Raw genomic sequence first — 15,059 nt, forward strand, 5'->3', positions numbered from 1 at the left:
TGGAGTCCGTCATGGAACTAAACACAATTAACGCAGGCGTTGGCGCCAAGCATGCCAAACGCCGTGTAGGTCGCGGCATTGGCTCAGGCTTGGGCAAAACCGCTGGCCGTGGACACAAAGGCCAAAAGTCACGTACTGGTGGTTTTCACCGCGTGGGTTTTGAAGGCGGTCAAATGCCTATGCATCGCCGCTTGCCAAAGCGCGGCTTTAAGTCACGCTTGTTGGCGATCAACGGCGAAATCAGCCTGTCTGACTTGTCAGCCCTGGAAGCGGCTGAAGTTGACTTGTTGGTGTTAAAGGCTGCTGGTCTGGTTGGTGAGTTGGTTCGCAAGGTAAAAGTTGTGAAAACTGGCGACATCACCCGCGCTGTAACACTTAAAAACATCAACGCCACGGCTGGTGCCAAGGCTGCGATTGAAGCTGCCGGTGGCAGTGTGCAAGCGTCTTAAGTTAAAGCAAGGTTAGGCTGAAGCTGTGGCAACAACTCCCGCATTGAACAACAAAAGCGCAGGCATGGGCGACTTGCGTCGCCGCTTGGTGTTTTTGTTACTGGCACTGGTGGTGTACCGTATAGGTGCGCACATTCCGGTGCCGGGCATTGATCCGGTTCAGTTGCAGCAGTTGTTCAAGGGTCAAAGCGGTGGCATATTGAGTTTGTTCAATATGTTTTCTGGCGGTGCGTTATCACGTTTCAGCGTGTTTGCGCTGGGCATCATGCCCTACATTTCGGCATCCATCATCATGCAATTGATGACTTACGTGGTGCCCACGTTTGAGCAGATGAAGAAAGAGGGCGAAGCTGGTCGTCGCAAGATTACCCAGTTCACCCGCTACGGCACCCTGGGTTTGGCCTTGTTCCAATCCTTCGGTATTGCCTTGGCACTTGAGGGTACGGCTGGCTTGGTGTTGTCGCCTGGTTTTGGCTTTCGCGTTGCAACCGTCGTAAGCCTGACAGCCGGCACCTTGTTCCTGATGTGGCTTGGCGAGCAAATCACTGAGCGCGGTTTGGGTAATGGTATTTCTATTCTGATCTTCGGCGGTATCGCCGCGGGTTTGCCCAGTGCCTTGGGTGGCTTTGGTTCACTCATCAGCAGCGGCTCAATGAGTCCCATTGTTGCGATCTTGATTGTGGCTGTGGTGTTGGCAGTGACTTACCTGGTGGTGTTCATCGAGCGCGGCCAACGTAAAATTTTGGTGAATTACGCCAGGCGTCAAGTCGGCAACCGTGTGTACGGTGGTCAAAGCTCACACCTGCCGCTCAAGCTCAACATGGCGGGTGTTATCCCCCCCATTTTCGCCAGCAGTATTATTTTGTTGCCAGCCACCGTGGTGAGCTGGTTTGCAACCGGCGACTCCATGTTGTGGTTGCGCGATATTTCAGGCGCCCTGGCACCTGGACAACCTGTTTATGTAGCGTTTTACGCCGCAGCGATTATTTTCTTCTGCTTCTTCTACACGGCCTTGGTATTCAACAGCCGTGAGACTGCAGACAACTTGAAGAAGAGCGGTGGCTTCGTGCCAGGTATTCGCCCAGGCGATCAGACCGCCCGCTACATTGACAAGATTTTGCTGCGTTTGACCATGGTTGGCGCCATCTACATCACATTCGTGTGCTTGTTGCCAGAGTTTTTGATTTTGAAATACAACGTGCCTTTTTACTTCGGTGGAACGTCTCTGTTGATCATTGTGGTAGTGACCATGGACTTTATGTCACAGGTGCAAAACTACATGATGAGTCAGCAATACGACTCACTGCTTAAGAAAGCCAATTTCAAAGGATCCATGGGCGTTTAAGCAACTTGTGTTGCCACCCATACAGATTGTTAGCCCATTGAGTGTCAAGCGGGCATGCCTTTTACTAGGAGAGAGAAATGAGAGTTTCGGCTTCGGTCAAGAAATTGTGCCGCAACTGTAAAATTATTCGCCGCCACGGTGTTGTGCGCGTGATCTGTACAGATCCCCGCCACAAGCAGCGCCAAGGCTGATAGACGTTTAGAGGAACACCATGGCACGTATTGCAGGTATTAACATTCCGCCACACAAGCACGCTGAAATCGGCTTGACGGCAATCTTTGGCATTGGCCGCACTCGTGCGCGTCAACTGTGCGAGGCATGCGCCATCGCATACAATAAGAAGATCAAAGACTTGGACGACAGCGATGTCGAGAAGTTGCGCGAAGAAGTCGGCAAGATCACCATCGAAGGTGATTTGCGCCGTGAAGTCACCATGAACATCAAGCGTTTGATGGACATTGGTTGCTACCGAGGCTTTCGTCACCGCCGTGGACTGCCAATGCGCGGTCAGCGCACGCAGACCAACGCACGCACTCGCAAGGGTCCGCGCAAGGCTGCTCAGTCGCTCAAGAAATAAAACGGAACTGAAATATTATGGCTAAGCAACAGAACAGCGGCGCAGCAGCTCGTGTGCGCAAGAAAGTCCGCAAGAATATTGCCGACGGTATTGCACACGTTCACGCGTCGTTCAACAACACCATCATCACCATTACAGACCGTCAAGGCAATGCTTTGTCCTGGGCGTCTTCTGGTGGCCAAGGCTTTAAGGGCTCACGCAAGTCCACACCATTTGCAGCGCAAGTTGCATCTGAAGTGGCAGGTCGCGCAGCCATTGAGCAAGGTATTAAAAATCTCGACGTTGAAATCAAGGGCCCAGGTCCTGGTCGCGAATCATCAGTGCGTGCATTGGGCGCACTGGGTATTCGTATCAACTCGATCGCAGATGTGACGCCAGTACCGCACAACGGCTGTCGTCCACAAAAGCGTCGTCGTATCTAATCACTTGATTAGCTGCTGACACGCTCTCCCCAAGAGGTGCTTCCGTTGAAGCACCTTTTCGTTTTGAAGCCCACCGCTTGCAGCATATTGTTGTGAGCTCCTGCTAAGACGTTCAATACGATTGGCAGCAGACAACCAAAGGACAATCCGTGGCACGTTACCTCGGCCCAAAGGCCAAACTATCCCGCCGTGAAGGCACCGACTTGTTGACCAAGAGCGCTCGCCGTTCTTTGAGTGACAAGGTCAAATTCGACTCCAAGCCAGGTCAACACGGCCGCACATCTGGTCAGCGCACCTCTGACTACGGCTTGCAGTTGCGCGAAAAGCAAAAAGTTAAACGCATGTACGGCGTATTGGAGCGTCAGTTCCGCCGCTACTTTGCCGAAGCCGACCGTCGTCGTGGCAACACCGGTGCCAACTTGCTGACATTGCTGGAGTGCCGTCTGGACAACGTGGTATTTCGCATGGGCTTTGCCTCTACACGCGCGGAAGCCCGTCAGTTGGTGTCACACAAGGCTATGACCGTCAACGGTCAGTCTGTGAACATCCCTTCCTACCTGGTCAAGGCGTCAGACGTTGTTGCTGTACGCGAGAAGTCTAAGAAGCAAGGCCGCATTTTGGAGGCCTTAGAGCTGGCCAAATCAGCTGGTTTCCCAGCTTGGGTCGATGTTGCTGCCGACAAGCTAGAAGGCGTGTTCAAGAAGTCACCAGATCGCGACGAGTTCGCCGGTGACGTGAACGAATCGCTGATTGTCGAATTGTACTCACGCTAATTCTCGAGTTTCTAAGCCCCCGCACAACGCACGCATACGTTTGTGCGGGATCACTTCGTCGGCCTTATCGGTGTAACGAGCCGAGGGTATTGAAGGAAGTTTCATGCTAAATCAATTGCTAAAGCCAAAGTCTATTCAAGTTGAGGCACAAGGCCACAACCGTGCCAAGGTTACCTTGGAGCCCTTTGAGCGTGGCTATGGTCACACTCTGGGCAACGCTTTGCGCCGTATCTTGTTGTCGTCCATGGTTGGCCATGCGCCTACCGAAGTCACCATCGCTGGCGTGGTACACGAGTACTCCACCATTGATGGCGTGCAAGAAGACGTCGTCAACTTGTTGTTGAACCTCAAAGGTATCGTGTTCAAGCTGGAAAGCCGCGACGAAGTGACCCTAAGCCTGCGTAAAGACGGCGAAGGTCTTGTGACGGCCGCTGACATCCAAACACCACACGATGTCACCATCATCAACCCAGACCACGTCATTGCGACATTGGGCGCTGGCGCCAAGTTGGACATGCAGATCAAGGTTGAAAAGGGTCGCGGTTACGTGCCCGGTTCAATGCGCCGTTTGGACGATCAGTTGCGTTCCATTGGTCGCATTGTGTTGGACGCTTCTTTCTCGCCTATCAGCCGTGTGAGCTACACCGTGGAAAGCGCGCGTGTTGAACAGCGTACCGACCTGGACAAGCTGGTTATCGAGATCGAGACCAATGGTGCTATTGCGCCTGAAGACGCTGTACGTGCATCAGCCAAGATTCTGGTTGACCAGTTGGCCTCTTTTGCTCAGCTTGAGGGCGGCGTTGCCGGCTCTGAGTCTGGCATGGGCGGTGGCGATGCTGGTGGGTCTTCTTTCGATCCTATTTTGTTGCGTCCCGTGGACGAGCTCGAACTCACAGTACGCTCTGCAAACTGCTTGAAGGCCGAGAACATCTACTACATTGGCGACTTGATTCAGCGTACTGAAAACGAGTTGCTCAAGACGCCAAACCTGGGTCGCAAGTCGCTAAACGAAATCAAGGAAGTGTTGATGTCGCGCGGCTTGAACCTCGGTGCCAAGCTGGACAACTGGCCACCAGCTGGTTTGGACAAGCACTAAGCATTTGAATCATCACCGCTTGCTAGGCGGGGGCTAGTCCCAAGCCATGGCAGGCCCCTCCATCAGTACCTGATACGGCTGGTGGCATAACACGCAAAGGAAAATAACATGCGTCACGGACACGGACTACGTAAACTTAACCGCACCAGCAGCCACCGTTTGGCTATGTTGCGCAACATGATGAACTCGCTGCTTACGCACGAGACCATCAAGACCACACTGCCAAAAGCCAAGGAATTGCGCCGCGTGGTAGAACCCATGATCACGTTGGCCAAGAAGCCCACTGTGGCCAACCGTCGCTTGGCGTTTGACCGCTTGCGTGACCGTGATGTGGTCGTCAAGCTGTTCAACGACTTGGGCCCGCGCTTTGCCGCACGTCCAGGTGGTTACACACGCATTTTGAAAATGGGTTTCCGCGACGGTGACAATGCCCCAATGGCATTGGTGCAGTTGGTTGACCAAGCTGATGACGCTTCACAAGAAGACAGCGCAGCTGAATAAATATTGAAAAACGTGGGTTGGCGCGGCAAATCGTGCTAAACTACAAAGCTTGTCGCGCGGTGGAGCAGCCTGGTAGCTCGTTGGGCTCATAACCCAAAGGTCGCAAGTTCAAATCTTGCCCGCGCAACCACTTTTAAAACCCAAACATGGCAACATGTTTGGGTTTTTTTACGTCTGTCAATGGGTCGGGTGGTTCATTTGCGGAGCCGGTGTGGCTTATTCCAAGCGGCGACTAGTGGGTAGTCGGTACCACGAAAAAAAAGGAGCCTATCGGCTCCTTGTTGTGTCAAGGCGCTGTACAGCGCCTTATGACTGCTGCTCAAGCACTAGTTGGCGTATACAGGGCGCTGGAATTGCACCGGGGCTGTAGGGGCCAGGGCTGGCACGGTTTCCCATGCTTGGCGAATGTCGTTCATCAGGCTGTAGACCTCATCGATGGCAGCGACGTCGTTGTGCATGTTGGCATGCAATACGCGGCGTGTGCAGTACATGTACAGCTCATGGAGGTTGGTGGCCAGCTCGCCGCCTTTGTCGTGGTCTAAGGCGTTTTGAAGGCCCAACACAATGCGGCTGGCGCGGCTCAAGGCCTTGGATTTTTCGCCGATGTCGCCGTGCATGATATGGCCTTTGGCGGCCGACAGGCTCTCTAACAGACCGTCGAATAACATTTGAATCAGTTGAACGCTGTTGGCGCCAGACACGCCTGTGACGACCTTAACGGCACCGTAACTTTCCAACGCTTTGTGATTGATACGCATGTAAATGATCTCCGGTTATGCCGCCGACTGCGGACAACTAGAGAATCGGCTACTCGGACAAAACCTTTAGCCCGGATTAACGTTTTGCAGGCTTGCGACTGACCGTTTCCACTGAGAAGTTTTCAAGATCATCCGCCATATCGTCCAACTCATCGCCAGGCGTATCGTCTGCAGCGACTGCTGCGTCGGGGCTGTCTAGTAAAGCAGGGTCGTTGGTAGCGTTTGCATCGCCAAATACACGCGTAGAAAAAGGGTTCACCAACGCCAAATCACAGCGAGCGTACAAGGTGTCGCAGGTTTCATCCAGGCTTTGGGCAATACGTGGGATGTCGTCGGGATTGGCGGCGGCCTCGTAGCCCGCCTTGTACAACGCACTGACGTGTTGTGCCGGCAGGTAAGACGCTACGCTTGCGCGCAAGGTCTTGATGTCGCGCGTTGCTTTGGGTGAGCTGGTTGTACCTGCGGCCACGTCTTTGGCGCCATCTTGAATGACTTCAAGAATGTGTTTTTCAAGAATGGGCTCATAACGCTCGCGCAGCGATGCCAGCTCAGCCGGCTCAAGCGGTGGATTGGCCTTGCCGCAGACCGCATCCCATAGTTTTTTGCCACTAAAGCCGTTAAACCCGTTGTTGACGTCTACCGTTGAGGCGGCAGTTGCCACCGTGTTCAAGGCTTGGGCTGCAGCGTCTGCCAAAGAGCTACGGCCTTCGATAGCGTTGACGCGGTCTACAAGATAAATCAAGACTACGATGATGCCTAATATGACCAGGGCAATCAGCCCCAAGAATAAATTGTCCATGCTCGCGCACTCCTACGCATAAGGTATCGGCTCAAGCCAGTGACACTGAACCAGGTCTGATTAATCGCCAGTCGGCTCCGATAGTGGGTCTTCGTTGCCCTCGGCCTCCTCAGCCAACTCATCCCGCAAAAACTGCAGAGCCGTCAGCGGCTCGTCCAGCTTGAACTCAAAGCGGCAAATTTGGTCGATTATGTTTTGTACAGCATCAATAGCCGTTTGCGCTGTGATGTCCATGCGCTGATACCGCATGCCAAGTTGAAAAATCTGCTCCACATATTCTTCGGGTACGTAAACCCAGACGGCCTTGCCACCAGAGGTATCAACCAATTGAAATACAGTGAATTGGGGTTCCGGCGGCAGTGACTCGCCAGCTGCCAGGGCCGCCATCATCACGTCTTGGTAAACCGCCATTTTTTCGGCGCCGTCAATGAACGTTTTGTCGATATGGGCACGTGTTAGCAGGCCCATGCGTATGCGCAAGCTGCGCGCCGTTCGACCGTTACCCTCAAGCTCGGCAACCTTGTCAAAGTCTTGCTTTGCCCGTTTCTTTAGCAGCGCAGGACTTTTGTTGTCAAAAATAGGAAGCATTGAACGCCAGTGTGTTGAAGAGCTCACAAGCCATGATGGCTAGCGACCGCCCTCAATGTTAAGGGTTGTGCGAAGTTTCTTCACCGTTGCGGACAAAATCTGACTCACCCGCGACTCACTCACCTCCAAAACCTCGCCAATCTCTTTGAGGTTGAGCTCTTCTACGTAATACAACTGCATCACAAGTTGCTCACGCTCGGGCAAGTGTTCAATGGCGGCTGTAACAGCGTCCATAAACTCAGCGTGCTCAACAATGGCTTCTGGTTGTCGGTGTATGTCGTCGGCCATGTTCATGACCTCGTCATTGACCACCTCCATGGAATAGGTCTCAAACCGCTTGGCGTGGCCGCGCTCCTTTTGGAACTCGTTCATGTCCATGCCCATGTGTTGGGCCATCTCCGCTTGCGTGGGCGTGCGCCCCAGCTCAGACGCCAGGGTTTGCGTGGCGCTGCTGTGTTGCTTGTTGAAGCTTACCGCCGAGCGGGGCAATGCAGACAGTCGACGCACTTCATCAATAATTGCGCCGCGCACCCTGCTGTGTGCGTAGTTTTCAAACTCGACACCCTTGGACATGTCAAAGCCGCGCGCCGCCTCAATCAGGCCCAGCATGCCGACTTGCACCAGCTCGTCAACCTCCATGAAAGGCGGAAGGCGTGCTTTGAGGTGCAAAGCCACACGCTTGACCATGCCCATGTGCGCAACAATCAGGTCGTCGCGGTTGTTGACTTGAACCGACTCGTAAAGGGCGACTGCAGCGACCATGCTTAGGCTCCTTGCTCAGCATCCAACAAGCGCTGGAAAAAGAACTGCGCATGACCGTGTGCTTTTGTCGCCGGTGGTAAGTCAATACTGAGCTCTGCCATTCGCCTAAAGTCACGTGCACCGCTGCTGCCTTGCGCAAAGCTCAGCACGGGCTTGTACTTGCGCAATGCAGCAAAAATCAGATCATCTGCCTCGACAGAGGTCAGGTAATTGACAGACCGGCCCAGGAAGCGGGTGCAGACCTCGTTCATGCGCTTGAACAATTGCCAGCCACTGGCTTGTGAGCTCATCATATTGGGTATCAAATACACCTCATCCAAACCCAGCTCGGACGTCATGACTTTGATGGTGCCGTAAGCGTCAGCAATACTGGAGGGTTCGTCCCTCAACACCACGTAGCGCCTGTGGCAGGCCGCTAGAAATGACATGACAGACGGCGATATGCCGGCAGCTACGTCAACGATGACAAAGTCAAAGTCGTCGGCAACCTCATCAAAGGCGTGAATGATGCTGGAGACTTGGGCTTCTGAAATGCCAGCCATGTCACGCCGGCCAGACGCGCCAGGAACCAGGTGAACCCCATCTTCAGTTTTGACCATGATCTCGCGCAGCGTCTTTTCGCTAGCCAACAAATGACTAACGTTGAATGGACTGCGGCTGCCCAACGCGATTTGCGCATTGGCCAAACCCATATCCGCATCCAACAAGGCAACGCGTTTGCCGGCCATGGACAGGGCGACGGCCAGGTTAACGGCCACCGTTGTCTTGCCAACGCCACCTTTGCCACTGGCAACGCCAATAACTTGTGGGCAATGTGAATTAGCCATGGATAGCTTTCTCGTGCGGGGCACGCATTTTCAAAATGGTGGCGGCCATGCTGTCGGCGGCCATGGTGGGGTTGTGGGCTACGCTGTCTTGGCTAAGCGGCAAATGCGCCAATGCCTGTTCAACAATACGCACACCCGAGTACGGTAGCGCGGCCTCGCTTAGGCGCGCGCTAGGACCCATTAGCGACATGGGCAGTGGGCTGTCGCATAAGGCTTGCAGCAGCGGCCAAGGCTGTGACGCCTCGTCCAGCTTGCTGACCATGACGCTGTCCCATTCAAACGCTTGGCGTACCCGTTTGATGGTGACAGTCGACGAGTCGGCGGCCAGCACCACGTGAGCGAGTGCTTGCGGTGCAATTTGCTTGATTTGTGCAACGCTGCGCTCAAACTCAACGCCGGCTGTATCAATCACGATCAAGGTGCGTTGCGACAACTCATCCAGCAGCAACGACAGGGCGTTGGCGTCGCAGGCGCGGTAGCAATCAATGCCGGATTGAGCGGTGAGCATTTGGACTTGACTCCAGGCACCCGGACGGGTGTCCGCAAAGCTGATCATGACAACAGCGTGCGCACCGTGTTGCAGCGCGCCAGCTTGTGCCAAGCGCGCAGCCATCAATGTCTTGCCCACACCGGTTGGGCCGCTCACTATGTGCTGGCCACGTTCTGGTACGGCCACGCCGACATTGGGTAAAGCCTCTACCAAGTGGCTGCGTAGTGCCGCCATGGCGTCGTCTAGGTCGGCAGCCTCTCGTATACGGTCTATCAACAAACCGCGTAAACCAGCAGGCACGCCCGCTTCGGTTAGCGCGTTGATCAAAGGCTTGATGGCGGGTGAAATAGGCAAGGTGTCCTGCCAAGGACTCATGCGCTGGCTGAGCGAAAATTCCTTGCGTAGTGCGGCGATTTCGTCTCGCACCATATCCACAATTTCACGGCCACGTGCGGCATCGCGTTGCGCTTGCAGCGCGCTGGTGTCCACTTCGGGCTCCGCACGCTCAACGGGTTTGGCAGCTTCAGCAGCCGGTTGTGCTTGTTGTTCAATCAGTTGCAGGGCTCGCGTGGACGCGGCCCCATCGTTGGTCGTGCGGGCACGGCTGGCACGTTGCAAGCTGGCTGCTGTAGATGCAGGACTGGTCTTTTGGCCGCGCAGTCTGGCGCGTTGGCGCTGCATCATGGTTTCTTCAAATGCAGCCTCAAATGAGTTCAGCGGTTTGGCGGCTTGCGCTTGGGCACTGGTTGCACCATGTACACCGCCCATGCTCAGGCTTTGGTCATCGTCCATGCCGTCACCTGGTTGTATGTCCACCGCGACCAACAACTCGGTTTGGCCGTTTACGCGCTGGTTGGAAATAATGAGCACGTCCTGCCCATACTTGGCCATGGCCTGGTCGGTGGCAGCGCGAGTGTCTCTAGCGAGTATGCGTTGTATTTCCATAACGGGTCTCTGATTGCTCTTTGTCTGTTAAGTGGTGTTTGGGCGTTTATGACTTATTGGTAGCCTGTACGGTGTGAATCACATTCACGCCCTGGTCATCTGGTATTTCGCTGTACGACAACACGGTCAGGTCGGCGACGCGGTGGCGCGCTGCCTTGGACAACCATGAGCGAATGCTGGGGGATACCACCAGCACGGCGGTGTGGCCTTTGTCTTCGACTTCGCGTGTGCCATCGCGCAGGGCGCTAAACAGGTTCTCGGCCAAGCCGGGCTCCAGCACCATGCCACCGCCTTGGTTTTGTTGCAGCACGTTGTGCAGCAGCTGCTCCAAAGACGGGTCAAGCGTCATCACAGCCAAGCTCTCGTCGGCGTCTATCAGGCCTTGCACAATCATGCGGCCCAACTTGGGACGCACCATGGTGGTGAGCTGATCGGGGTCCTGGGTTTTGGTGGCCGCGTCTGTGAGCGACTCAACAATGGTGCGCATATCGCGAATGGACACGCCTTCGGCCAACAGGTTTTGCATGGTGCGTGTGATCACGCCCAATGACAATTTGCCAGGCACCAGGTCTTCCACCAACTTGGGCGACTTGGCAGCCAGCTTGTCTAACAGTTGCTGGGCTTCGTCGTGGCTTAACAGCTCGGCGGAGTTGTCACGCAGTACTTTGTTCAAGTGTGTGGCAATGGCGGTGCTGGCATCGACTACTGTGTAGCCCAGCGTGCGGGCGTAGTCGCGCTGCGCAGGGTCAATCCAGACAGCTTCCAGGCCAAAGGCAGGCTCTTTGGTGGCCTGTCCTTCAACCTTGCCGTAAACCTGACCGGGGTTAATGGCCAGCTCTTTACCCACGCGCACTTCGCCCTTGCCGCGCACCACGCCGTTCATGGTGATGTGGTACACGTCTGGGGCCAGGTTCAGTGCGTCGCGAATGCGCACAGGCTGCACCAAAAAGCCCAGCTCGGCAGACAGTTTTTTACGCACGCCTTTGACGCGCGGCATCAGTTGCCCGCCAGTTTCTGGGTTCACCAATGGAATTAGGCCGTAGCCAATTTCCAATCCAATCAGGTCAACTTGGTCAACATCGTCCCAGTCCAGTTCTTTTGGCGCATCGGTGCTGTCTGTTGCCTGGGGTGCAGACTGTGCAACCTCGTCAGCCGCATTGCCACGAACCACCATAAAGCCAATACCGGCAGTGGCAGCTGCCAGGCTCAAGAACACCATGTGTGGCATACCGGGCACCAAGCCCAAAATGGTCATGATGCTTGCCGCTATAAATAGCGCTGAGGGGTTGGACAGTTGCGTCTTGGCCTGCTCTGTTGCTGACTCGGATGTGGTCACGCGTGTCACGATGATGGCGGTGGCCAGTGACAAGAACAATGAGGGAATTTGTGCCACCAAGCCGTCACCAATGGTGAGCAACACGTAAATGCGACCCGCATCGGTAAAGCTTAAGTCGTGTTGAGCCAAACCAATCGCCAGGCCGCCCACGATGTTGATGATCAAAATCAGCAAACCCGCCATGGCGTCGCCACTGACGAACTTGGAAGCACCATCCATAGAACCAAAGAAGTCGGCCTCTTGTGACAGCTCTTCACGTTTCTTTTTGGCTTCTTCCTGGTCAATCACGCCTGCGTTCAAGTCGGCGTCAATGGCCATTTGCTTGCCTGGCATGGCATCCAACGTAAAGCGGGCGTTCACTTCCGAGACGCGGCCTGCACCCTTGGTGACCACAATGAAGTTGATGATCATCAAAATCGCGAAGATGATGAAACCCACCAGGTAGTTGCCACCGATGACAAACTCACCAAATGCGGCAATCACCTCGCCGGCAGAAGTCCCGCCTTCGTGACCATTTACCAAGATCACGCGGGTTGACGCTACGTTCAGCGCCAGGCGCAGCATGGTGGCAAACAGCAATACGGTTGGAAAGCTGGAGAACTCAAGTGGTTTGCGGGTGCCAATGGAGATCATCACGATCACCAAAGCCGCCACAATATTGAATGTGAACAAGATGTCCAGCAGCAGCGGGTGCAGGGGCAGCACCAGCATGGCCATGATCATGAGCACGAGCGCAGGTATCCCCAGACCGGAGAAGTCAAAGGCCGACAAATTTTGTCGAATCGTTGACAGGCTTAGTGCGTTCATGCGTTGAATCAATCAAAAACAAATTCTTTGGTAGTAATTCCGAGGCCGGATTCACTGCGTATGCATGGTTCAAAGCAAGCCCTGTGCCACATGTGGCTGGCCGCGAATCAAAGCGGCAAATCCCTTCCGGTCATGCTTCTTGCTAACAGTGGGTATGCCCGGGAATTGCTCCTGGGTGCCACGCATAGATTTGGAAGACCGGATATGCCACAACCCACCGCCGCTCAAACCCTTAATGCCTCTTATCTAGAGGCTTCCAAGGCATTGGCGAGAACCGATGCCACAGCGCCAGCCAGCGCCTGGAGCTCACCCAGCCAGGACTTTGGCCAGCTGTTTGCCCGCGTGCACGCGGCCAGCAATGGGCAACAATTTGCCGCTGCCGCTGCGCAGGCCTCTGTGACTGGCATGGGCAGCAGCGCCAACATGGACTTGAGCCGCTTTGACAGTGCCGCAAGTTGGCAGGGCCCAAAATACGAGCCGCAAGACTCGCGCCAAAGCCCTGCCCACCAAGACCGGCGAGACCATCAAGACCGCCAGCATCGGCAGGTCGATTCGCGCTTTGACCAACGCACAGCTGCGGCGGACACGCATCAGCCAAGCGGCCCGGCGCAGCAGGGTCAGACCAAGGCAGTTACCTCAGCCAGTGAATCCCCGGCGGCGCTTGAAGACCCAGCGTCTACAACCAAAGAAGCCTGGCAAACGCTTGCACAGCAAGTGGCACAAGCGCTCAAGGATGCTGCGCAGGCTGAGCCCGGCTCGGATGAGCCGCCAAGCGACATCATGGCTGTGGCGTTGGCGGGTGGCATGCAAATCATTACGCCTACACAAGTGCCTAACGAAGCCAGCTTGGCTGCGTTTGCCAAGGCCCAGGGCATGAGCCCCGAGGCGGTGGCCATGTTGCTGAACCAGGCAGCAGGCCAAGGCACACAAGGCGGTGGGCTAATGGGTCAAACCACTGCGCAGTGGATGACGCCAGGCGCGGCTGCCCCAATGCAAGCCGATGCCGCGCTGCAAGTGGCCATTGCTGCCATGGGGCAAGGCGAAGCAGGCGACGTGCCTGAGTTAAGTGTAGAGGCGCTCAAGCAGCACCTGCAGGCACAAGCGCAACCCACACAAAGCGCACCGCCAACAGCTGCCTTGACCAATGCCATAGGCGGACAGGCCTTGGCACTGGCGCAACAACAAGCCGCCTTGCTGGGCGGCCTGGACGGCAAGCCCATTGCAGGCGGTGGCGCGAGTCCTTTGTCTGCCCAAGTGGCAGCGCAAATGCTGGTCTCCGGCCTTAATGCGCAAGCCGGCGGTGCAGTCGCTGCGCCCGGGGCCAACACCTCAACGGCGCTGGCCGCGCAAGCCATGGCCTTGGCGGGTGTGAGCGAGGATGATATTCAAAGCCTGTTGGGTGCGCGAGGTGCTGCCGGTGCCAATGTCTTGGGCAGTGAGCCCACCTTGGGAGGTTTAGACAAGCTGGCCGCTGCCGTGCCACGCGCAGCCCAGCCGCTGGGTGTGGTGTTGGGTGCGCCCGGCGCGGCGATCGCGCAGCGCACGGAGATGTACCAAAACATTGCCAACCGCCTGGGCGAGGCCATGGGCGCGCTTGCGGGGCAAATTGCCAAAGGCCAGTGGAGCATGCAGCTCACTTTAAAACCTGCCAATTTGGGCGCCGTTGATGTGGACTTGTCCATGCGAAATGGCGAGTTGGAGGCCAAATTCACCTCTGCCAACCCACTCACACGGGATTTGTTGCAAGACAGCTTGCCCAAATTGCGAGAGGCCTTGAGCCAAGCTGGAACAAATATTGCTTCCATGGACGTACATGGCGAAAGTGGCCAGAAAAATAACGGAAATCCGACACCGCAGCAGGGGGCAAACACCCGTTTGGGTGGCGAACAGGCTGCAACAGACACTGTAGGCGACGGTTCGTCGTTGCTACCAGCGGGCTCGGCCAGTGCTTTTGATGGCGACGGACCACTGAACGTTTGGGCTTAATTTAGAAAGAGGTATGGCTATGGCTGACGAAGTTGAAGACGAAGAAGAAGGAAAAAAAGGCGGCGGCTTACTCAAGATCATCTTGATCGTGGTGTTGGTGCTGGTGCTGCTGGTCGGTGCCGTGTTTGGCACCTTGTTCTTCACCGGCTTTTTTGACAAGGCAGACGCACAAGCTGCCGAGGAACAAGTTGCAGCACTTGAGGCCGAGGCTGAGGCGGCGGCAGATACTGCTGCTGCGGTGCCTCAGCGCGTGACAAAAGAGTCGCCTGAGCTGACCCGTTTTGAGTACCACTACAAAGAGTTAGAGCGCGAATTTTTGGCCAACCTCACCAACTCACGCAAAGTGATTCAGGTGCAAATGGCCATCATGACCAACTACGATGAGCGCGTGTTTGCAAACGTAGACAAGCACCAGTTTGCGCTGCGCTCTGCTGTGCTGGATGCGCTGCGTCAGACCACAGAAGCTGACTTGGTGAAGCCGGATTTCCGCAAGGAGCTGGCGATGACCTTGAAGGTTGAAATGAACACGGTGCTGGAAAAATACGAAGATTTTGGTGGCATTGAAGAGGTCTATTTCACCAATTTCGTGGTGCAGTAA

17 protein-coding genes and 1 tRNA gene are annotated in these 15,059 nt (G+C 55.5%); 11 read left to right on the top strand and 7 right to left on the bottom strand.

All coding sequences use genetic code 11. From position 1 onward, the window contains the following. Positions 1–11 precede the first annotated feature (11 nt). The 9 genes from rplO (at position 12) to LN050_09645 (ending at position 5,293) form a co-directional block, all read left to right on the top strand. Positions 12–449 carry a 50S ribosomal protein L15 gene (gene rplO, locus LN050_09605; protein ID UFS56002.1) on the top strand — a complete coding sequence of 146 codons (438 nt, stop codon included), beginning with the start codon at positions 12–14 and terminating at the stop codon, positions 447–449. A gap of 64 nt (positions 450–513) precedes the next feature. Continuing rightward, positions 514–1,794 (top strand): preprotein translocase subunit SecY, encoded by a 1,281-nt coding sequence (gene secY, locus LN050_09610; protein ID UFS57385.1) that lies wholly within the window; start codon positions 514–516, stop codon positions 1,792–1,794. Positions 1,795–1,871: 77 nt separating this feature from the next. Then, positions 1,872–1,985: a 50S ribosomal protein L36 gene (gene rpmJ / locus LN050_09615; GenBank protein ID UFS56003.1), complete on the top strand. Its 114-nt coding sequence runs from the start codon at positions 1,872–1,874 to the stop codon at positions 1,983–1,985. Between the two features lie 20 nt (positions 1,986–2,005). After that, positions 2,006–2,371, top strand: coding sequence for a 30S ribosomal protein S13 (rpsM, locus tag LN050_09620; protein UFS56004.1), 366 nt, complete (start codon positions 2,006–2,008; stop codon positions 2,369–2,371). Between the two features lie 17 nt (positions 2,372–2,388). Then, positions 2,389–2,793 carry a 30S ribosomal protein S11 gene (gene rpsK, locus LN050_09625; GenBank protein ID UFS56005.1) on the top strand — a complete coding sequence of 135 codons (405 nt, stop codon included), beginning with the start codon at positions 2,389–2,391 and terminating at the stop codon, positions 2,791–2,793. A gap of 149 nt (positions 2,794–2,942) precedes the next feature. Then, positions 2,943–3,566, top strand: coding sequence for a 30S ribosomal protein S4 (gene rpsD, locus LN050_09630; protein ID UFS56006.1), 624 nt, complete (start codon positions 2,943–2,945; stop codon positions 3,564–3,566). A gap of 103 nt (positions 3,567–3,669) precedes the next feature. Further along, positions 3,670–4,662 carry a DNA-directed RNA polymerase subunit alpha gene (gene rpoA, locus LN050_09635; GenBank protein UFS56007.1) on the top strand — a complete coding sequence of 331 codons (993 nt, stop codon included), beginning with the start codon at positions 3,670–3,672 and terminating at the stop codon, positions 4,660–4,662. A gap of 108 nt (positions 4,663–4,770) precedes the next feature. Beyond that, positions 4,771–5,163, top strand: coding sequence for a 50S ribosomal protein L17 (gene rplQ / locus LN050_09640; GenBank protein ID UFS56008.1), 393 nt, complete (start codon positions 4,771–4,773; stop codon positions 5,161–5,163). A 53-nt stretch (positions 5,164–5,216) separates the two neighbouring features. After that, positions 5,217–5,293 (top strand) — tRNA-Met (locus LN050_09645). Between the two features lie 196 nt (positions 5,294–5,489). Here LN050_09645 and fliS read toward each other — a convergent pair. The 7 genes from fliS to flhA all read right to left on the bottom strand — a co-directional run bounded on the left by fliS (position 5,490) and on the right by flhA (position 12,475). Beyond that, complete coding sequence (fliS, locus tag LN050_09650) at positions 5,490–5,921, bottom strand: flagellar export chaperone FliS (protein ID UFS56009.1); 432 nt, start codon at positions 5,919–5,921, stop codon at positions 5,490–5,492. 76 nt (positions 5,922–5,997) lie between these two features. After that, positions 5,998–6,720: a hypothetical protein gene (locus LN050_09655; GenBank protein ID UFS56010.1), complete on the bottom strand. Its 723-nt coding sequence runs from the start codon at positions 6,718–6,720 to the stop codon at positions 5,998–6,000. A 60-nt stretch (positions 6,721–6,780) separates the two neighbouring features. Next, positions 6,781–7,308, bottom strand: a complete 528-nt coding sequence (locus LN050_09660; protein UFS56011.1) for a hypothetical protein — start codon at positions 7,306–7,308, stop codon at positions 6,781–6,783. Positions 7,309–7,347: 39 nt separating this feature from the next. Next, entirely contained in the window at positions 7,348–8,070 is a 723-nt protein-coding gene (gene fliA, locus LN050_09665) for an RNA polymerase sigma factor FliA (GenBank protein ID UFS56012.1), read from the bottom strand. Positions 8,071–8,072: 2 nt separating this feature from the next. Continuing rightward, the gene (locus tag LN050_09670; GenBank protein UFS56013.1) at positions 8,073–8,897 is read right to left on the bottom strand and encodes an AAA family ATPase; all 825 of its coding nucleotides are present in this window, start codon (positions 8,895–8,897) and stop codon (positions 8,073–8,075) included. After that, entirely contained in the window at positions 8,890–10,332 is a 1,443-nt protein-coding gene (locus LN050_09675) for a hypothetical protein (protein ID UFS56014.1), read from the bottom strand. Before LN050_09675 ends, LN050_09670 begins: the two co-directional genes overlap by 8 nt. A 46-nt stretch (positions 10,333–10,378) precedes the next feature. Further along, a complete protein-coding gene (gene flhA, locus LN050_09680) occupies positions 10,379–12,475 on the bottom strand; it encodes a flagellar biosynthesis protein FlhA (GenBank protein UFS56015.1) in 2,097 nt (698 codons plus the stop codon). A 204-nt stretch (positions 12,476–12,679) separates the two neighbouring features. Between flhA and LN050_09685 the strand changes: the two genes are divergently transcribed. Next, positions 12,680–14,461, top strand: a complete 1,782-nt coding sequence (locus LN050_09685; GenBank protein UFS56016.1) for a flagellar hook-length control protein FliK — start codon at positions 12,680–12,682, stop codon at positions 14,459–14,461. A gap of 19 nt (positions 14,462–14,480) precedes the next feature. Continuing rightward, entirely contained in the window at positions 14,481–15,059 is a 579-nt protein-coding gene (locus LN050_09690) for a flagellar basal body-associated FliL family protein (protein UFS56017.1), read from the top strand.

This window comes from Comamonadaceae bacterium M7527, from assembly GCA_021044545.1.
In the GTDB taxonomy this organism is placed as follows: Bacteria; Pseudomonadota; Gammaproteobacteria; order Burkholderiales; family Burkholderiaceae_C; genus RS62.